We start from the raw sequence: 19732 nt of genomic DNA, 5'->3' as shown, positions 1-19732 counted from the left end.
CACGTCAGGCAGGGGCCCTTTTAACCCGTATGAACGATCGAAAAACCATCGGCGTAGAGAAAAGAATCACCCTTTGATTTGGGCGAGTCCGATGACCTTTCAAGCCTTCCGTTGCCAAGGGACGTCAAGGCAAAGCGGCTCCCTTTTATGGTTGAAAACGAAAATGATAGTCGATGGGTGCCGGCCAGGTCGCCAGCGCATTTTCCTCTTTTGGATAGGGGCCACCGTTGTGGATGACCAGAGGGACACCGTCCGACCGTCGCTGATCGGAGATGATCCCGATATGCTCCAGCGGTCTGCCTAAGCCAAAGACGACAATATCGCCCGGCTGCCACTGGACGAGGTTCTCCGCATCGCCCGGGATCAGCGCCGTCGTCAGAGACTGCCCATGGCGTTGAAGAAAGCTGACTAGATTCGGCACCCGTCGAAAATCAATGTTGGAATCAGGACGGCCGTTGACGCGCGGATAGGCTTTGACGTTTTTGCGAATGTCCTCGTCGATCATCGCTTTGAGATCATACCCGGCATCCTGAAAAGACCTCCAGATCACATCGGTGCAGACGCCTTCCGTCGCCGGCGGGTAGCCGCCGACGTAATAGACGCTCCGGTACATAGGGCGCCGCTGTACCTCTGCTCGGCCCCCGGCGACGATATCAAGGGCATCGTCGACACCATCGTCGTCACCGTCCCGACCTGACAGATGCAAGGGCACGCTAACAGGTTGGCCCAAGGGCAGGCCGGGCATCGCCAGTTTGCCTGACCAGAACTCATTGACAGCGCCGGTCAAGCGACAGGTCAGTTCAGGGTAAGCAGAGCGCAGCCATAACAGTGAACCAAGACAGAGGATGCAAAGGATGAGGAAGGCGCTTAGCGCGCCCCATGGCCAACGAGAATAGGGCCGTACCGGCAACCTCATCGATAACCCCAGCCTTTCTGGTCCCGACTATTCTATCCTGTTTATGGTATCACTTTACAGACTTCACCCAGCCCGGAGAAGTGACATGAAATAGTCGAAGAATAGCATTGAATCTGAAATTCTGATAAACAACAAAAGACCCTGGGATTTTACATCCCTAGGGTCTTTTGCACTTACTGATCCCTCAAAATCAAACAGTTGCGATCGCACGCTTTTGATTCGCAACTGTTCGATTTTCAAGGATCAAAAAGAAAATGGCGGAGTGGGTGGGATTTGAACCCACGCTGGCCTTACGACCACTAACGATTTAGCAAACCGTCCTCTTCAGCCGCTTGAGTACCACTCCAGTTATAATGGCGGAGCAGACGGGATTCGAACCCGCGATCTCCAGCGTGACAGGCTGGCATGTTAGGCCTCTACACCACTGCTCCGCGTAACGCCAGTTCAGCACCAGCGTGGATTTATAATATAACAAGAAACGCGAATTTTGTCAAAGGGTATTTTTATCCAGATTATCAAATCGGGACTGTGACAAACGTAGCGGGAAAAAGTGATAATTCCGCCGTCAACCGCAAGCGCCGACATAAGACCGCGAATGCCTCAGGCTCTCGTTCAACCTCGAACTGCCAATTAACTCAAGGCCGACGCCACCAAGGCCGCCACTAAAGCCCCGAAAGCGGAACTGATGAAGTTCACCATGTCATTGTCCATGAAGGGCAGACCTCGGCTAAACCGGTTTTTGGCGCCGCTCTGGGTCACTTTTTTTTCCGTCTCCTTCCCCGTTTCTGCATTGATGTACATGGTCTGAACAGTCGCGCCCAGCAGGCTGTCAAAGAGGGAGCCGCCTAGGCCGCCGGCGACAGCAGCGGGAAGGATCCAGAGGCTTCCCATTAAGTCGCCGCTGCCGCTCAGCAGGAGATCATGGATCCCCACAAGCAACCACACCGTAAGTCCGATGGTCAACGCGCCCAAGATAGTGGAGAAGGTGCCGACCGGCGTGATGCCGCCGCTCGTTCCAGGCGGCACCACCCGCCCGGTGGTGATCAGCCGCGGCGGCCGACGGCTCAACACGCCGATCTCGGTCGCCCAGGTGTCCGCGTTGACAGTAGCCATCGTCCCCACGAAGGCGGCGAAAAAGGCCTGGTCGGAAGGAGAAAGAAAGTGCAGAACGGCCAGCAACGCTCCAAAACCGCCATTCGCCAGCGCTTGTCCGAAATCGCGACGGCTCCCCTTGTCAAACTTCTCTTCCGCGACAGCGCTTTTCTGCGCCTCTTTATACTTGGAAAGGGCTGAACCATAGATGAAAAAGGCGATCAGGGTGAGCCCCCATACCCAGCCGCCAAAACCGAAGATCAGCGTGCCGACGATGATTGCCCCCATCACCCCGCTGGCCGACAAGGAACGGCGGCGGTAAGCCAACGCCCCGATGAGCGTGCTTAGGACCAGGCCGATCAAGATCATGGGCAGGTTGACGTTCCAACTGGCCAGCGCCCATAAGGCCAGTCCTGTCCCAATAGGAACAGTGATGTTGTCAAAACCGGACAAAGAGAGCGCCTCGAGGCCGGCAGCGATTAGGGCGAGGAGGAATGCGAAAGCAACCGCCCGGATGCCATCAATCCCCGTATCCATCCATAGCAGCGTCAACAGGATCGAGATAAAACTGAAAGTGAACATGGCGGCGCTTCCCTCCAGGCTGCGCCGGTGACTGCCCACATGGTAAATACGTTTTCCAAAGGCCTGTCCCAAAACAGCCGCAAAGGCATCACCCCAGGTCATGGCCATGGTGGCCGCAACGGCAATATAGACTTGATCGCGAGGCCAGAACCACAAAAGCAGCGCCGTCACCGACAGGATAAAGTAGACGGTGCCCGGCGTTCCCCCGGCCAGATCCATCGCTTTGATCAGGCGGTAGCGGTAGCTGAGGTAGTTGAACACGATGAAGGTCAGGGCGGGGATGATCCCGATTTGCCAGTGATCGAAATGGGCGACAGCCCCGACAATCCACATCCCGGCGCCCACATGGACAACCTTGCGGGTGAACTCGACGGGATAGCGGCGCCATCGTTGAATCCCCGTGGCCAGCGCCAATAGCCCGATGATATATACATAAGAGATCAGCAGTCCATAGAGGTCATTTTGACTGATCAGCAAAAATACTCACCCCGATACCTTTCATCATTTTTTCATTTCATCCATACAGGGGTTGCACGAACCTTCTTAATGGTATCACAGGGTGATCGACGAGTAAATTAAAGGGACAAAAAATGGACCCAAAAAAAGGGAGAGATGTCTGATGACTCGACCTACGCGACAGAATTGAACCGCAGCATCTTCGGACAAGCGGGCTACAAACAACCAGCAGTCATTGTTTTTGGCGCGACAAATCAACGTTACTGGAACCTGCCCGAAACCGGCTCGCCTGATCGGCTACTCTATCTGAAACCGGCTCACTTGCTGGAGAAGGTCATGGGACATCTTGGATAACTCTTCTGTCGATTCCACAATCCCCCCGATAGCGTCGCTCTGCTCCTCGCCAGCGAGGGCGATCGTCCCTAGCGAATCACTGATGGTCCGTGCTGTATCGACGAGGCGGCTCACATGGCGATCGTTTTTGACGACGATGTCCCTGTATGAGGCGGCCATATTGGACAGGTTGCTCTCCATTTCAAGGACCTTTTCGGTAATCAGGGTAAAGTTCTGGCTAGCGCCCCTGACATGCCCTGTCCCCTGTTCCATGCGACTGGCGCTTTCCCCGATCGCCTGGACAGCCTTGCGGAGGTTTGACTGAGTCGTGTCAATCAGTTCGGCGATATGCTCTGTCGCCTTGGCCGTCTGCTCCGCCAGCTTCTTGATCTCGCCGGCAACAACAGCAAAACCTTTCCCCTGTTCGCCGGCGCGGGCCGCTTCAATGGCCGCATTGAGGGAGAGCAGGTTTGTCTGGGCTGCGATGTCGGAAATCATCTCCAGTATCCTGCCGATTTCCTGAGAATCTGATTCCGACTGCTCAATGATCGCGTTCATGTTGCGGTTGAAGCTGTGCAGCCGCTCGATATCGGTCACCACCGTATCCATCTCTTTAGCCCCTTGCCGGGAGATCTCCACTGTCTTTCGGGAGAAGGCGACCGTCCTTTCGATCTCGGCGGCCATCGCCTGCATCTCGTTATAGATCTCCTGGAAGGCCTCAAAGACGCTCTCGCTATGATTTTCCCCTGCCCCAGTGGCACGAGAGATATCGGTAATGCTCCGCACCACCTGCTCCATGCTGGTGGAGCACTCCTCAGCCCGGTTCAAGCAGGTCTCCGAGGCGCGAGCGACGAGATGGGAGCGGCCCTGGATCGCCATCACCAGATCGCGCATGTTCTGGGCCATCTGATTGACATTGGCCGCCAGCCTCGCCAACTCATCGTCACCAGCGACCTCTATCTGCTCTGTTAGGTTTCCACTGGCGATTTCCTTGATCTTCCTCTCGATCTGCTCGATGGGCCGGGTAATCCCACCGGCGATCCGGTAGCCGACGGCGATGGCGGTCAGCACGATCAAGAGCGTCACCCATGTGTTTTTCAACAAAAAACTGTGCACGATCGCCATCGCTGCCGACTGTTCCTGCACAGAGATGACAGCCCAGCGGTTGGAGTATCCCGGTAGTTCTACCGGTGAAAAGGCCGTCACATAGCCTTTGCCGCGACTGTCGGAATAGGTGACGGCATCCGTTTCACCAGCCAGCGCCCGCTCGACAGCCTGCTTGAGCACCGGTGGCGCTTCGATGGCGCGCTCCTCCACCTGCTGGTTTCCGTTGGCGTCGAAGACGGCGTTCCCCTGGCTGTCCTTGACCAGCACCTTGTAGGTCATCTTCTTGTAGTTATAGGCTTCAGCCAGTTGACTCCGGTCCGGGTGGGCGACGACAGCACCGTCGCCATCGAGGATGAAGGCGTACTGCCCCTCCCCTTGGTTCATCTTATCTACAAAATCCTGCAAGGCCCCCAGTTTCAAGTCGGCCCCGAAAACGCCCACCAGTTTCCCCTCTTGGCGGATGGGCAGGATGACGGAGGATACAGCGATGTTGCCGGTCATGGAAAAATAAGAGGGGGTGATAAAAGGCTTGTCAGGCTCTTTCATGATCTGTTTAAACCACCAGCGATTGGAGCGATCACCTAGGTTGCCGCTCGATCGGACCGTCTGCATACCGTCGGTCCCTTGAATGAAAAATAGTTCAAAATAGGGATTGGCTTGGATGGCGGTTTGTAACGCTTTTTTCTGTGTCTCTGGCTGAAAGGCGGTAACATCGGTGCTCTTGGCCAATACATCGCTCACACTATAAGCCTTCTCCAAATAGGTTTTTACATTGCCGGCAATCATGGTGGCATAAGCCTTGTTTTTTTCTTTGGCATAACGAGAAAAATCGTTTTCTAGCATCAAATAGCCGATCATGTTATAGACCAAAAAGGGGATGACGACGAGAAGCAGTGTCATTAATAACACGCGAGTACGGATAGAGCGCATGGACATGCCCGCCTTTCTAACGGCCTGATTTTGTTTGCATAGCATTATCATATAAGACCTTCAATGCAAATTATGTCGAAATATGTAAGAAGCATTTAAAAACCATCAAACATTTGTCGATTTTTAACACAAAAGTCTAAACCCCGCACATGGTGTCACTCGTCAACTTGTTCAGTGTTTTGATCCGTTTGACGGTGATAACAATAGCGGCCATAGATACAGAAAAAACAAAAAATCATATGATTCCCATGGCTATTAGACAGGCAAATAAGAAAAGACGCAACGTAGCGTCCAGAAGGCGCCCGGTGCGTCTTTTTAAAAATAGCGATCAGCGTTTCTTTACTAAGAGGCTTCGCTGCACAAATCGTCTTTCCGTTCGTAATGGAGTCCAATCACTCCGTTGACCCGGTAGGCGTCGAGACAGTACTTGCAACGCATGTTTTTTGCCGGGCATTTGGCGTCATGGCTGCATTCATGGCAGAAGTCGGCTTTGCATGTGGGATGCCAAGTTCCAGAGCAGTCCAGTTTGTGGTGAATGCCGCTCTGGCTGTCCTTCCATTTTGACCATTCAAACACGGGGCATTCCTCCTCAAACCATCTAGGAGACAGGAATTGCATTTTCAGACTTTTCCGAAGCAATTCCCACCTTACCTATAATGGTATGTCAATTCACCGTCAGTTGACCGTTGACCAGTTGGACCGTATAGGTGGCAAAGACCTTCGTCTCGCCGGTCTGCTTGTCCACCTGTTTGACCTCGATGGTTCCGTTCGCTTGTAGGGTCGCTTTGTACTCCCAGTCGAGGATCGAGGCGATCGTCCAATCGACCAGTTCCGTTCTGCCGATTTCGTTCCAGTTGATCGTTCCATCCGCGTTGACCAGTTTGTCTTTTTTGACCTTCGCGTCGTCTAACCTCTTCTGCAGCGCCTCCTTGAGCCGGTTGGCGATTTCGCTTTTCGAGAAACCCTGTACCTTTTCGACGACATCTTGCACGCCCACAGACTTCGCTGGATCGGCTGAAGGCGCGGAACATCCCCCTACAAAGAGAAAACTCCCGACGAAAACCGCCAGGAGAAGCAAACGTAACAGACTGTGCCTCATGTCCATTCCCCCTGATGTCTGAACTGATTCGGTATCTTGCATCATGCGTCAACATATTTCCTCATCACGATCATACATCAAAAACCATCGCCGGTCTAGCCATTGTACCCATTCGATCGACCATCTAGAGCCAAAGCGAGGCGTTCCAGCCTTCCCTGATAGGCAAAAACCCCCGCTGACAGCCTTCCAGCTTGTCGCAGGGGTTTTCCTTATTAAGTCTAACAGATCTCCCCTTACTGTCCCGCCTTCAGTTCCGTCCAGTAACGGTCATAGACCTTCAGCGTATCACCCACATCCTGGATCCACTCGCCTTTGCTGATCTCGCTCTTGCTCAGCTTGATCATGGGGTTTTTCTGGTACTCTTCGCTGTGCAAGGCAAAGGCTTTTTCGTTGGGGTTGCTGTAGCCGATGAACTCGTAGTTCTTGACGCTCACTTCCGGGTCCATCAGGTAATTGATGAACTGTTCGGCTAGTTCGCGGTGCTTGGCGCCTTTGGGTATGGCCAGGGTGTCAGCCCAGACAGTGGTGCCCTCTTTGGGGATGACGAAAGCCACGTCCTTGTTTTCCTTGTAGACGAAGGCGGCGTCGCCGGACCACATGGTCCCGATCCAGGCTTCCTCAGTGATAAACTTCTGCTTGATATCGTCGGTGTCAAAGGCGAGCACGTTGGATGCCAAGGTCTTCAGGTCGTTGTAGGCCTTCTCCAGTTGTTTTTCATCTTTCGTGCTGTTGGAGAAGCCATTTTTCTTGAGAGCCATGCCGAGCATCTCCCGCGAGTCGTTGAGCAGAACCAGGCGGCCCTTGTACTTGGCGTTCCAGAGGTCCTGCCAACTGCTGATCGGGTCTTTCACATACTTGGTGTTGTAGGCGATGCCGGTGACGCCCCAGGTATAGACGACAGAGTGTTTGTTGCCGGGGTCGAAGGCCGGCGTCTGGAAGGTGTTGACCAGGTTTTTCATGTTCGGCAGGTTGTTGTGGTTCAGTTCCTCCAGCAAGCCCATCTTGGTCATGGCGCCCACCATGTAATCGGAGGGCTGGATCAGGTCATACTGAGCCCCGCCGGCTTGGAGCTTGGCCAGCAGTTCCTCGTTGCTGGAGAAGACGTCATAGTTGACCTTACAGTTGTACTTCTTAGCGAAGTCGTCGAGGACTTCCGGTGAAAAGTTGTCGGCCCAACTGTAGATGTTCAGCACTCGTTCACCGCCATTGGCGGCGTCCGCCCCTTGTTGGGCTTGGGGCGCTTGCGCCGTCTGACCGCCGCAGCCGGTCAGAACGAGGCCGACTACCAGCAGGATCGCCACCAGCATGTGGAGCGGTTTTTTTTGTTTCATAAACGTATCCTCCTCCATAAATAACATTTACTCTGAGCCTTGGTTGGCTATAGGGATTGCGCTTCGCGCAACTGTCCTCATCAAAAGGGCATCTGCCGGGGCGAATGGTCGTCACGGTCCTTGTTCTGCAGCCACTGAACGAGCACGACGAGGATGACGATGACAGCGATGAGGATCGCCGAGAGGGCGTTGATCTCCGGCGAGATCCCCCGCTTGACCATCCCGTAGATATAGAGCGTCAACGTCGTCGAGTTGGGACCGGCCACGAAAAAGCTGATCACAAAGTCATCGATGGACAGGGTGAAGGCGAGGAGCGCGCCGGCGATGATGCCCGGCGAGATCAGCGGCAAGGTTACATAGCGGAAGGTCTGCCAGGGGGTCGCGCCAAGGTCCTGAGCCGCTTCTTCCAGTTCTTTGCCCATCCCCTCCAGGCGCGCCGACACGATGACGACGACGAAGGAGACGCAGAAGGTGATATGGGCGATGATGATCGTCGCCTTTCCCAGCGGGAAAGCCAGTTGGCTGAAGAGGATCAGCAGCGACAAGCCCATGACGATCTCCGGCACAAGGATGGGCAGGTAGATCAGGCTGTCAATGGCCCCCTGCAACCGGTAACGGTAGCGGTGCAAGGCCAGGGCGACGCTAGTGCCCATGACGGTGGAGAACAGCGTCGAGATGACCCCGATGGTGAGGCTGTTTTGCAGGGCGTTCAACACCTGCTTGTTGTCAAGGAGAGAGAGGTACCACTTGACCGTCCAGCCGGTCCACTGGGCATTGATGCGCGACTCGTTGAAGGAGTAAAGGACCAGGACGACGATCGGTATGTACAAAAAGGCCAGCACAGCCAGGGAGTAGGCGAAGAGCAGGTGGTGGCGCAAGCCTTTCACGGGCGGCCCCCCTTCCCTTTTTGCGCTTCCAGCACGCGGTAGTAGAGAAAGATCAAGACCAGCGAAAAGAGGGTCAGCAGGATTGACAAGGCCGAACCGAAGGGCCAGTCGCGGGCCGAGAGGAACTGGTTCTGGATCAGGTTGCCGATGAGAGCCGATTTGGCGCCGCCCATGATGTCAGGAACGACGAACATCCCCAAGGAGGAGACAAAGACCAGGATTGAACCAGCCACGATACCGGGCAGAGTTAATGGCAGGGTCACATGGCGGAAGGTCTGCCAGGGGGTCCCCCCCAGATCATAGGAAGCCTCCAGGAGCCGCCGGTCGAGTTGTTCCAATGACACATAGACGGGCAGCACCATGAAGGGCAGGTGGGTGTAGACCATGCCCAGTTGGACCGCTGCCGGGTTATAGAGCAGGTTTAAGGGCTGATCGATAAAGCCGGCGGCGATCAGGAAGGTGTTCAACAGCCCCTGGGAGCGGAGGATGACCACCCAGGCGTAGGAGCGGATCAAAAAGTTGATCCAGAAGGGCACCATCACCGCCAGGAGCCACACATTCTGCCAGGACCGGTTCATGCGGACGATCCGGTAAGCCAGCGGGTAGCCGAGTAAAAAGGTGAGCGCCGTCGTCACCGCCGCCATCTCGACGGTATCGCCGAGGATACTCAGGTACAGGGGCTCAAAAAACCGCAGGTAGTTCTCCACGGTGAAAGCATAGAGAACCTCGCCATAGGTCCCACGCTGGCAAAAGGAGATAGCGACCACAAAAAAGAGGGGGATGAGAAAAAATGCGGTGAGCCACCCCAGGGCAGGCAAGGCCAGCCATCGTCCCTTGTTCATCGGCGCAACTTCACCTCATCCTCTGGCGCCCAGGCGAGGCCGACCCGCTCGCCCACCTTCCATTTGCGCTTGTCGTCAAAGTACTGGTAGGTCAGGATCAGCGCGCCGCCGTCGTCAAGGCGGACATAGACCTTGTCGATAGTGCCATGGAAGACAACTTCTTCGATCACACCACGGCGAAGGCGCGTCGGCTCGGGACCGAACTCGCCGGCTTCGATATCATAGTGGTCGATCTTTTCCGGCCGGACGGCGTAGGCCTTTTCCCCTTGCTCGAAGATATTGTTCTCCCCGATGAACCTGGCCGCAAAGAGGCTTTCCGGGGCATGGTAGACCGCATGGGCCGTTCCCAGTTGCTCGATGACACCTCGGTTCATGATCAAGATCCGGTCTGACATGGTGATGGCCTCTTCCTGGTCATGGGTCACATAGACGAAGGTGAGGCCAAGGTTTTTCTGCAGGTTTTTCAATTCCAACTGCAAATTTTTTCGGAGTTGGTAATCAAGGGCGCCAAGGGGCTCGTCCAGGAGGAGCACCTTCGGGTTATTGACGATGGCCCGGGCAATGGCCACCCGCTGCTGCTGACCGCCGGAGAGTTGTTTCGGCTTGCGACGGCGATATTCGCCCAACTGGGTCAACTGGATCACTTCGTTGATCCGCCGGTTCTGTTCCGACTCGGGAATCTGCTTCATCTTCAGGCCGAAACGGATGTTCTCTTCAACTGTCATGTGGGGAAAGAGGGCGTACTGCTGGAAGACCATGTTCACATCGCGCCGGTAAGGCGGGAGTTGGGTCACCGGCTGTCCGTCCAAAAAAACCTCGCCGCCTGTGGGCGTCTCCAACCCGGCGATGATCCGGAGCAGCGTCGTCTTCCCGCAACCGCTGGGGCCGAGCAAGGTAAAAAACTCCCCCTCAAGAATGTCCAGGGAGATGGGAGTAAGGACCTGATGGCCGTCAAAGGCCTTTGTCACGTTATGCAGCTTGATCATTGCTTTCATTTGTTCCATTCATCCGCTCCAAGGATCTTTTTTCGCATCTTCATGTTCTCATTTTTCGCCGAAAATCCTGCCTCATTATGTCACATTTTTGTACTTTTTGCAGTAGAAACGCAAACGTTATTGAAAGATCTTATCCTCCAGGCTCATGAGCACCTCGAAGACGATCAGCCCGATGATGGCCAATTCCAGGAGCATCGCTCGGTGGTTGACAACCTCGTCGTTTAACAGGGAGTAGTTGTTAGCGATGACAGCAAGCTTGCGCTTGATGCTGTCCATCCAGACGGAGGTGCGCAGAATGCTGGTGGCCGCCCCGTAGACGCGAGCGTAAAAGATGTCTTCGGTAACCTTGATGGCGTTTTGGATCTTTTCAGTCACTTCGTTGATGTCGATGACCAGTTCCATATAGGATTTCATGATCTTGCGGTATTGGCGCAACCGGGAATACCAGTTGTCTCGGTCGGCCCGCTCGATATCGTCATACATCTGGTTCATCTCGCCGGACAGGAGCTGGTCATAGTATCGGAGTTCCACCAGTTGGGTCAGGGCAAACTCAATCAGATCGGGGATATCGGTGCTCCCTTCGGCGTCATGGATGAGGGCCGAATCCCAGGTCAAGATGGCATGATCTTTTTGACCGTAGGCAAAGGAATTTTTCATCGTCTCCTGGCGCATCTGGGCGCTGACGGGCTCCCGCTCGGCCAGTAGCACCGGTACGGGATCCCAGTCCTCGCGCCAGCGGCGGAAGAAAAAGAGGGTGAAATCCTCCTCCACCTTCCCTTCGCGGAGCGGTTCCATGGCGCCGGCGAGGGTGCTGGTCACCGAGTCACGCCACTGGTGAAAGAGGGATTCCAGATCGTCCTGGCTGTAGAGAGCGACGGACAGGTCAAGGAGTTGATCATAGGTGAGGTCTTCCGGCAGGAAGATCTGCAGGATCAGGCTGACGACGCCCAAATCGTAGACGCGGGCCACCACCTGCCCTTTGTAGCGACGCCCTTCGATGGGGATCTCCCACGTCCCCAGTTCCATCGAGACAGGCGGGTTCTCGATGATGATCGATTTGGGACGCACCCGGGATAGGCGCATGCGGCTCGTCGGTTTTTCCTTCATGAACAAAGCTTGCACCAGGCCAAGATCGAACTCTTTGGCCACTTCATAGATACGGTAGAGCCAGATGGAGTCTTGCATGATACGATGGATTCCCCGCTTTCGCTTGCGAAATGAATGCTCCCAATCAAATGAGATAAACGAATATCCCCTGCTTTTCAAGCGTTCTAGTGCTTGCTTGTAAATGGGCGCATTCCGTTGTTTACAGCATATCCTTTTTTCGATAAGGGAGTCAAAAGCGCAAAAGGAATCTTAATCAAATTAATCATTTTTTAAACCTTCGCGGTGGAGACTACACCACCAAAGGCGTCTTCTCCGACGCCTTTTCCCTGATCGACATCCAGCGCATGACCGACGCCGACGGACCTCCCCATCGCCGACGACATCAAGCAAGCCCTCTGCGGCCAACCCGATATTTTCCAACTTCCTAAGCAGGTTTGCCCGGTTCTCATCTAATGGTCCCCGTTGGGTGGTAAATAGGCCCGGTCAATGATATCGGAAATATACTACTTCAAAATGAACAAGCCGTTCAGAAAATAGAGATCGAAAGCCAGGTGCATTTGCCAACATCTCTTCACAGGGATTTAGGCACATCTGATCTTGCTTTTCTTCCACTTTTCCCTCATTCGCTTCAATCGGACCATCCGATAATCGCAGTCTGATTTTACTTTTTCGCCAATTCCTTCCCTTATCCTTCATGACATTCTATTCAATTGACGATCTCGGCCACTCTCGGCAAAATGAAAAAAGCTGGGTCAAGATCGTATCAACCCTTCTGCATTTCCCAGGGAATCGCCGTCTGCGCGTCCAATGTCGCCTCCAAGCTGTCGCCCGCTTCACCGGCGATACGTGGGGGGCGTTTTTCTTCTGCCATCCGGCTTACCTCCTGGGTCTAGGATGCTCAGTGCAGCCTTTCTGGTAAAATCACCTCGATACCACCGATAAAAGTAGCGGGAAGCCAAAAAAGTCAGATATAATGTGACCCAACTCCAATACCAGTCCCAATGAATGTACTTGATGAGGTTTGTATTCCTTTCCAGTATCACTTCAAATATAGTAATACCCGAAGTATAGACCATATAATGAATGGCTTTTCTGATCAAGCTGCCATGTTCCGGATAGTATAGGTTGAACAACACACAGATACCGGGGTAAACGTAAAATTCAAAGGAAAAGCTGGTTCGGATCGCGTTGGCGAATAAACGTACGGGGTAGGCGATCAGGTTCCATTGTACGACCAGGATACCGAATAACCATGTGATACATTGTTTGAAGAAAAAAATCACGATGGAGTCTCGCAGCTTTTCCTTCGGAACGAATAAAAGTAGGGCGACAGTCATGCCTAGCCACGCCGCGACTTCGATTATCCTTTCGATCGACATGCGGGAGCCTCCATAAAGTCGAAATCGTTATGTGAGTATTCCCGAGGCTTACGAGAACTACTCCACGTCCGCGCAGGAGGCTCACATGGTCTAAGCCAGAACTCAGTGCGCATTTATCATTTCACGGGTTAAACGGCAAAACCCCGTAACCCTTGATTTTAATGGGTTCCGGGGTTTTTTTGACTTCGATAAGGCGAACAGAAAAATTCATCAGAACAGACACATCTGTCCGGCTCCTCAAGTCTCGGAAGCCTTGATTTTATTGGGTTTTTTCCGACTAAGGAGGCTATTTGGTCACGAGTTGGTCACGGAGTGTTTTTAGCTCCCCCCTCACCACATAACATGGGTTCATTTTCCACGGATAGGACAATCTCGTTCAAGCGTAGTCTCTCGAAGAGGAGGGATGAGCTTGGACTGTACAATTAAAATCTTCAATAAAGACTCAACGCAAGGGATGGCTGAACTTGATAATGCCTCAGTAGACTTAATTATAACTAGCCCACCATATTGGGATATTGTGGACTATGAACACTCGGGGCAATTAGGTAAAGACTTAACGTACAAACTTTTTTTGGAACATTTAAAAAAGACACTATTAGACTGTATACGAGTACTAAAAAAAGATTCTTTTGCGGTTTTTGTAGTCGGAGACATACGCAAAGGTAGTACAAAAAACGAAAACGAAAGACCTCGTCTCTATTCTTTACAGTCAGATCTAATACACTTTTTTACCAATCAAATGGATTTGGACTTTTTTCAACACTACATATGGAAAAAGTTTGGAGTAAAAAAAGGTGAACATTCAGGGAAAATTTTAGGTTCTGTAGGTACAAAAGAATTTAAAGATTACGGGGTTCCGCCACTTTTGTATAACGACCTTCTAATTGAGCATGTTTTAATTTTTCGAAAGCCCGGAATAAAAGAAAGACCCTCTATATTTGAGCGGGCAAATAGTGAAATGAACAGGATTCATAAAAACGACTTACAGGAATGGTTAGATCCCGTTTGGGTAATAAATTCTGCTTCTCATCCCATCCACCCTGCCACGTGTTCATCAGAAGTGATCCGCAGACTAATTCGCCTCTATAGTTTGGAAAACGATGTTGTGCTAGATCCATTCTGTGGTATCGGAACAACCTTATTAGAGGCCGTTAGACAAAACAGAAATGCTGTTGGTTATGAGCTAAATAAAAAATACATTGATGAAATAGTAAGAACGTCGGAAAAGGAGAACTTGAAATTGATTTCATGAAAAAGGGTAGTATATACTACTACTACCCTTTTTCGTCGTTCCAAGAAACCCACTCAATAAAAGACATGTACATTTCGTGCGCTATTTCTCGGGACACTTGCTGAGTATAAACATCATAAAGTATAGGTATTACTAACTCAGGAAATACCTTATAAATTTCTTTAACTGAAACTTGTCTATTTATAACTGATACTTTGCTAAATTCAAATACCTGAGGCCAAAGCTTACCACTCTTCACTTCACTATTCCATAACGGTTTTGTGATACTTATCCCCTTATTTTCACAGTAAGTTCTCCTGTCTTGTACTCCTTCCGTTACTTCTCCGATCCAAATTTTTTTAATATACCAATCATTATCAATCTCATTATTTCTTTGCCAGCTTTCTCTTACTTTTTGGGTAGAGGAAGGCCCAAATTTCAAGAATATGACCTTATCCTTTACCCCAAGTTGAAAGCTCGATAGTTTATCTGTAGGGCACCATATACCGCTTTCATAAGCAGGAACTACTTCCGGGTTATTTGTTTTTTCATAGAAGTTTTTTGTTTGACTAAAAAGCCATATCTTAAAAGAATTATCTATAGTATTTTTTCTGTTTAATATTTGCATGTGAAGCAATCTATTGAAATGTTCTCTAGCAAAAGAACTAAAGTCGTCTAAATCAAGTTGGTACACATCAACAGCGTAATCTTCTACCAAACCACTAGGTATAGCGTCATGTTTTAGTACTATTATGCAACCGTTCTGACGCTTAAACGCTTCGTATTTTTCTTTACTAGTCTTTTTTTTATGATAATCAAAGTCTGATGTCAGAAACTTTACTTCTCCGGGTCTTCCTTGTTTTTCCTTACGAAAAAACACTTTATCAAAGTCCGGGAAAGTAGTGTTGTTAAACTCAAGATCATCTACAAGTGTGATGTTTTTTTTGGCATTATACTTTCCACTTTTAACTATATGACTGACACGCAGTTGATCATTTTTAACTCTGTATAACATGTATTCATATATAATGCGCTCTTGTATAAAAGCCTTCCCAGATGGCATTTTTACCCTCCTATGTAGGAGTAATAATGCCCAATAATAAAGATTTTTATTCAAATAACAAAAAAGAAGTGGTTTTATCCACTTCCTGTAATTAACTGTTCAAACTTCGTCACCGCTTCCTTCTGCATCCCCGGGAAGAGATGGGCGTAAGTGTTCAGCGTGATATTGACGTTCGCATGGCCCACCCGCTCGCTGATCACCTTCACCGGGACGCCGGCCTTAATGAGCATCGAAACATGGGTGTGTCGTAGGGCATGGAAGTCCACTCCATCGAGCCCGATTTTCTTCACCGTGTACCAGAAGGCTTGGGATAGCATCGGCGGGTTGATATGTGTCCCGTCTTTTAGGCTGCACACCAGGTTATTTTTATCGTCCCATATCTGCCCCGCTCTCAGGCGCCATTCCGCCTGCTGTCGCTTATGCTCCTTCAAGAACTGGACGAGTGTCGGGCCTATCTCCACCTGGCGCCGGTCGCTCGCCGTCTTGGGCGCCTTAAATTCGGGCTCCTCCCGCTTGTAGCTACTGTTCGACTGCCGGATGGTGATCACACCGTTCTTAAGGTCAACGTCCTCCCAGCGCAGCGCCAGGACTTCCCCCCGCCTCATCCCGGTATGGAAGGCGATCATTGTCGGGACATAGGCGTAATGGTCCCGCTCCTTGAAGTGATTCATCAGACGATCAGCTTCCTCGACCGACAAGATCCGTATCTCCTTCTTCTGAATCTTGGGCATCTCCACGGCCTCCACAGGGTTCCGGGATAGCATCCCCCACTTCACAGCCTGGTCAAGGGATTGTTTCAGGATGGCCACTGACTTCCGGACGGTTGTCGGGGAGAGGTCCTTTCTGTTCTTGGCCATGTGCCCCACCCGGCCAGCGTTCAATTCGTCGATTATGTACTGCTGGATCTGGAGCGGGTTCACCTTCTGGAGAGGGACGGTTCCTAGGCCCGGAATCAAATGCTTTTCAATCAGGCCCTCCATGCGCCGGACGGACGCCTTCGACAGGTTTGCCTTCCGGGTCTCAAACCAATGCCGGAGGTATTCCGCTAGGGTCATTCGTGTGGGATCCGCATAGGTCCCTGTATCGACTTCCCTGAGGAGTTCCCGCAGCTTGGCTTCGGCTTCCTTTTTTGTTCCGACAAAGGTATATTTCCGCTGCCGCCGCTTGCCATCGGCGTCCTTGCCGATATCGATGGTGATCTTCCAGCTTGTCCCCTTCGGGCCTTCGTATTTCTTAATGCTCCCGCGGGCCATGTATCTCACCCTTCCGATTTAACCGCTATGCTTTCATCCTACAATTCCTAGAATACCTATAATGAAGATTCCCGTTGTTCCTCTCATCGTCCTACAATTCCTAGAATCCCTAGAATTAATCCTTCTGAGAAGGGAGCGTGGTTAATCCCCCCGCTCCCCCCGGTTGCTCAGGCGACATCCAATTCGAGCAGCTTGGCCAGGTTGGCTCCGTCTTTGAGCCCCTGCATGTAGCCCGTTCTCTTCTCGATGGCCAGTAAGCGACTATGTTCTTCGTCCAGACTCATCAGGCCGCATTGCGCCGGCTCCGTCAGTTCCGCCTTTAGCGTATCAAGGGCGCGCTGATACTGCTCGGTTCGCCTTACCCATTCCTTATTCCCATGAAGCGCCCGGACGATGGCGCCTTCCCGCGCTTCCACCAGTGCGGCGAAGTCATCACAGAGGCCGGTCGGAGCTGCCTCCGGGATTTCCCCCTGACTGCAAGGAGTTTCCTGGTCACCAGTTTTGAGGGCGTCCAGGTATCGAAAAACCTCCCTAAGCGGCTTTAGCACGGTTCGGATCAGGGCGGCCGGCAAGCTCCCCGCTTGCCTGAATCGCTCGATTCGAATAATCATCCAGTCAATCTGCTGAGACCACTCGAAAAGGGCGGTCTTTACAGTTTCGGGAGCGGACCAATCTGGAGTGAGGGCCTTATCGTCCATCAGCCGACAGAGAATAGCGGTTACTCCCGCGGGGTCTTTCATTCCCGCTCGCTCTTGAGCATCCACGACGATGGCCCGGGCTTCGTCCGATAGCTTCTGCAGTTTGTAGGTATAGGCGAGTGCGTCATTGCACATCAAGCCGATGAGTTCTTTGTCTTGCTTTGAAATCATGCTACGTCTCCTCCAATTCCGTCCGCCCCCGCTTTCCCTTTGCCTGAAAAGCGGGTACAATGGCGATGTTACTTTTCCACCGGCCCGGTTCCCTGTTGCAGCAGAGAGCGGGCCTTTATTTTTTTACCTGGAAGCCGCCGGCGAAGTAGATCGCCCACCGGCACGACCTGTTTCGGCGCTTCTGTCGCTCGTTGAGCCACCGCCGAAGGATTTGGACCATATAAACCACCTCCATTTTGAGTGGGATTGATTTCCTTAGCTATTGCGGATGCCTTGACATAGTTTGTTTCCAACACGAAGACAATATCAATTTTCTTCATTACCGCGTACTAATTCTACAATATCATGAAGATGGTTTCAATAGTTTTGCGTAATTTTTCTTTGCTTTCGTGAAGATTAAGGTTTATACTACAAAAAAGGGGGCGGACTATTTGGCTTTTTCATTCAACAATTTGTGGAAAAGATTGATTGATGAGGGAATGACGCGAGAACAATTGCGGATTGCCTTGGGCTTATCTCCTGCAACCATGGCCAAAATGTCACGCGGAGAATTTGTATCTCTTGAAGTAATTCATCGAATTTGCGAGTACTTCTGCTGTCAACCCGGAGACCTCTTTGAATATGTACCTAAATCTTCTAGAGATGCCGTTGAATAAAAAGGGGAGAGCTTTTTGTGATTGATTCGGTTGATCTAACTCCATATATATCCGGACTACTATCTGCCGGTTTAACGGGGGTGATAGCGGGTCAGTTTCTCTCTCATCTGTTTAGCGAGAGTAGAGAAGAAAAAAAATATTATAAAGAAGTGTATCAGGAATTAATTTCTCCGATAATACTACATCCATTGAATTATTATAAACACATAATGGCATTTAACGATAACCTTGATAAAGCATATATTTTGTTTGAAGAATTTGAATCTCACATTGCTAACAACTTAAAATACGCTTCTCCTCGTCTAATTAACGCGCATGATGAATATAGGGATATTTTAGAGTGCGAACAGTCAAATAATCAAACTTATACACGGAATAAAATCGAATTAATATTAGCTTTTTTAGATGAGGTACATTTCATTGGCAAAAAAACAAATATGTCAAATAACTCTTTGATTCACCGAATAAATGTTTGTAGAATTAATTTTTTGATTTGGTATATTATTGATTTTATAAAACCTAACTACAACAAAACACGAGAAATATTAATTAACTTTAACCTTTTTGTTGTTAGATCTAAATTAGATTATAAGTTGTACCAAAAAATAAAACGAAATATGAGCGGCAACTATTATGATAGCCTTATTAACCGCTTTATCAATAAGAATACAAAACAAGCAGGGACTATAACCTTAAGAGATAAACAAAACGAAGAATATTTTCTTCTGACAAATGCTTTAATAATGGGTACAGAAGGTATTTTCGAATCACATGGTGCCGAAGATAACTTTAAAAAGTATATTAATGACTTGTTGCTTTATAGCACACAGCAAGGATTATGACATAAAAGAGATTATCCGAGCTATTAAATTGAAGTTGGTTTTCTGCTATCTGAGTAATCCTTCCCATCATTACTGTACCTGCTTCCTGTTTACTTACTCGATACTCTTCTTTAAGTACCCGTTTTTTAAGCGCTCTCTTTAATTAAATTCGCTTTTCGGATCGCTCCTAATAACGCTCCCCTTTTTTTCGGAGCGCTGTTCTTTTTTATCCCCCCTCCCCCGCCGTCAAGTACACCTCCAGCCGCAGCATAAACGCCAGCTTATTAAACGCCCGGGCCTTCACCCGGTAATAGGTTCGCTCGCTCATTCCGACTTCGGACCATACCTGATAATCAAAGGCCTCCTCCTTGCCCATGTAGCGAAGTCGGATGATCTCCTGCTCGGTCCTATTGAGGGCGCCTATGGCGCGCTCCACCCGCTCGGTAAGCTCCTTCAATCGCTCTTCCGTGTCTGCATTCCAGACGGCAGCCTCTTCGACCGGCTTACCGATTTTATTGGTTGATCCGCTAAACCTGGGAGAGTACTCCCGGGTTATTCTTGTTTCACGCCGAATGAGTCCTATCTGTTGGTATGTACGGGCCGTCTCTAGGGCGCTCTCCACGCGCTTCCGGGTAGCCTCTTTGTCGATGTTCGCTAACGCTTCTAGCATGAAATCTCTCCTCGAATAGGCTCTATCCTTTGCTTGATATGCCCGGCATCAAGTAGAACCACCGAAACGGCTCAATTTGTCAAGTGAACCATCGAGCGGGCCTCTCACCCCGC

General features: G+C 50.8%; 19 protein-coding genes and 2 tRNA genes. 3 read left to right on the top strand and 18 right to left on the bottom strand.

Annotation, left to right across the window (positions count from 1 at the left end; all coding sequences use genetic code 11):
• Positions 1-145: 145 nt before the first annotated feature.
• From AC0CW1_RS02595 to AC0CW1_RS02535, 13 genes are all read right to left on the bottom strand, one after another.
• Positions 146-916, bottom strand: a complete 771-nt coding sequence (locus AC0CW1_RS02595; RefSeq protein WP_488181551.1) for a DUF1287 domain-containing protein — start codon at positions 914-916, stop codon at positions 146-148.
• Between the two features lie 255 nt (positions 917-1171).
• Positions 1172-1262, bottom strand: a tRNA-Ser gene (locus AC0CW1_RS02590).
• A gap of 8 nt (positions 1263-1270) precedes the next feature.
• Positions 1271-1347, bottom strand: a tRNA-Asp gene (locus AC0CW1_RS02585).
• A 199-nt stretch (positions 1348-1546) separates the two neighbouring features.
• Positions 1547-3067: a DUF92 domain-containing protein gene (locus AC0CW1_RS02580; RefSeq protein WP_488181550.1), complete on the bottom strand. Its 1521-nt coding sequence runs from the start codon at positions 3065-3067 to the stop codon at positions 1547-1549.
• A gap of 276 nt (positions 3068-3343) precedes the next feature.
• The gene (locus tag AC0CW1_RS02575; RefSeq protein ID WP_488181549.1) at positions 3344-5416 is read right to left on the bottom strand and encodes a methyl-accepting chemotaxis protein; all 2073 of its coding nucleotides are present in this window, start codon (positions 5414-5416) and stop codon (positions 3344-3346) included.
• A 342-nt stretch (positions 5417-5758) separates the two neighbouring features.
• The gene (locus tag AC0CW1_RS02570; protein ID WP_488181548.1) at positions 5759-5992 is read right to left on the bottom strand and encodes a hypothetical protein; all 234 of its coding nucleotides are present in this window, start codon (positions 5990-5992) and stop codon (positions 5759-5761) included.
• 88 nt (positions 5993-6080) lie between these two features.
• On the bottom strand, positions 6081-6515 hold the full coding sequence (locus tag AC0CW1_RS02565) for a hypothetical protein (RefSeq protein WP_488181547.1): 435 nt from the start codon (positions 6513-6515) through the stop codon (positions 6081-6083).
• A 233-nt stretch (positions 6516-6748) separates the two neighbouring features.
• Complete coding sequence (locus tag AC0CW1_RS02560; protein ID WP_488181546.1) at positions 6749-7846, bottom strand: polyamine ABC transporter substrate-binding protein; 1098 nt, start codon at positions 7844-7846, stop codon at positions 6749-6751.
• An 80-nt stretch (positions 7847-7926) separates the two neighbouring features.
• Positions 7927-8733, bottom strand: a complete 807-nt coding sequence (locus AC0CW1_RS02555) for an ABC transporter permease (protein ID WP_488181545.1) — start codon at positions 8731-8733, stop codon at positions 7927-7929.
• Positions 8730-9575, bottom strand: a complete 846-nt coding sequence (locus AC0CW1_RS02550; protein WP_488181544.1) for an ABC transporter permease — start codon at positions 9573-9575, stop codon at positions 8730-8732. The genes AC0CW1_RS02555 and AC0CW1_RS02550 overlap by 4 nt, the downstream gene beginning before the upstream one ends.
• Entirely contained in the window at positions 9572-10579 is a 1008-nt protein-coding gene (locus AC0CW1_RS02545; protein ID WP_488181543.1) for an ABC transporter ATP-binding protein, read from the bottom strand. Before AC0CW1_RS02545 ends, AC0CW1_RS02550 begins: the two co-directional genes overlap by 4 nt.
• 108 nt (positions 10580-10687) lie before the next feature.
• Positions 10688-11755 (bottom strand): hypothetical protein, encoded by a 1068-nt coding sequence (locus AC0CW1_RS02540; RefSeq protein ID WP_488181542.1) that lies wholly within the window; start codon positions 11753-11755, stop codon positions 10688-10690.
• 755 nt (positions 11756-12510) lie between these two features.
• Positions 12511-13014, bottom strand: a complete 504-nt coding sequence (locus AC0CW1_RS02535) for a CBO0543 family protein (RefSeq protein WP_488182103.1) — start codon at positions 13012-13014, stop codon at positions 12511-12513.
• A 451-nt stretch (positions 13015-13465) separates the two neighbouring features.
• On the opposite strand from AC0CW1_RS02535, the gene AC0CW1_RS02530 reads away from it, so the two are divergent.
• Positions 13466-14308, top strand: a complete 843-nt coding sequence (locus AC0CW1_RS02530; RefSeq protein WP_488181541.1) for a DNA-methyltransferase — start codon at positions 13466-13468, stop codon at positions 14306-14308.
• A 22-nt stretch (positions 14309-14330) separates the two neighbouring features.
• On the opposite strand, the gene AC0CW1_RS02525 is transcribed toward AC0CW1_RS02530, so the two are convergent.
• From AC0CW1_RS02525 to AC0CW1_RS02510, 4 genes are all read right to left on the bottom strand, one after another.
• Entirely contained in the window at positions 14331-15350 is a 1020-nt protein-coding gene (locus tag AC0CW1_RS02525) for a hypothetical protein (RefSeq protein ID WP_488181540.1), read from the bottom strand.
• A 74-nt stretch (positions 15351-15424) separates the two neighbouring features.
• Positions 15425-16603 (bottom strand): site-specific integrase, encoded by a 1179-nt coding sequence (locus AC0CW1_RS02520; RefSeq protein WP_488181539.1) that lies wholly within the window; start codon positions 16601-16603, stop codon positions 15425-15427.
• 167 nt (positions 16604-16770) lie between these two features.
• Complete coding sequence (locus AC0CW1_RS02515; RefSeq protein ID WP_488181538.1) at positions 16771-17472, bottom strand: hypothetical protein; 702 nt, start codon at positions 17470-17472, stop codon at positions 16771-16773.
• A 68-nt stretch (positions 17473-17540) separates the two neighbouring features.
• The gene (locus tag AC0CW1_RS02510; RefSeq protein ID WP_488181537.1) at positions 17541-17792 is read right to left on the bottom strand and encodes a hypothetical protein; all 252 of its coding nucleotides are present in this window, start codon (positions 17790-17792) and stop codon (positions 17541-17543) included.
• A gap of 111 nt (positions 17793-17903) precedes the next feature.
• On the opposite strand from AC0CW1_RS02510, the gene AC0CW1_RS02505 reads away from it, so the two are divergent.
• Positions 17904-18128 carry a helix-turn-helix domain-containing protein gene (locus AC0CW1_RS02505; protein ID WP_488181536.1) on the top strand — a complete coding sequence of 75 codons (225 nt, stop codon included), beginning with the start codon at positions 17904-17906 and terminating at the stop codon, positions 18126-18128.
• Positions 18129-18145: 17 nt separating this feature from the next.
• The gene (locus tag AC0CW1_RS02500; RefSeq protein ID WP_488181535.1) at positions 18146-18970 is read left to right on the top strand and encodes a hypothetical protein; all 825 of its coding nucleotides are present in this window, start codon (positions 18146-18148) and stop codon (positions 18968-18970) included.
• Between the two features lie 205 nt (positions 18971-19175).
• On the opposite strand, the gene AC0CW1_RS02495 is transcribed toward AC0CW1_RS02500, so the two are convergent.
• Positions 19176-19619 carry an ArpU family phage packaging/lysis transcriptional regulator gene (locus AC0CW1_RS02495; RefSeq protein ID WP_488181534.1) on the bottom strand — a complete coding sequence of 148 codons (444 nt, stop codon included), beginning with the start codon at positions 19617-19619 and terminating at the stop codon, positions 19176-19178.
• Positions 19620-19732: the final 113 nt, after the last annotated feature.

This window comes from Heliomicrobium sulfidophilum, from assembly GCF_057715735.1.
Note: the sequence above shows the minus strand (reverse complement) of the source record. Positions and strands in the feature narration are given on the sequence as shown.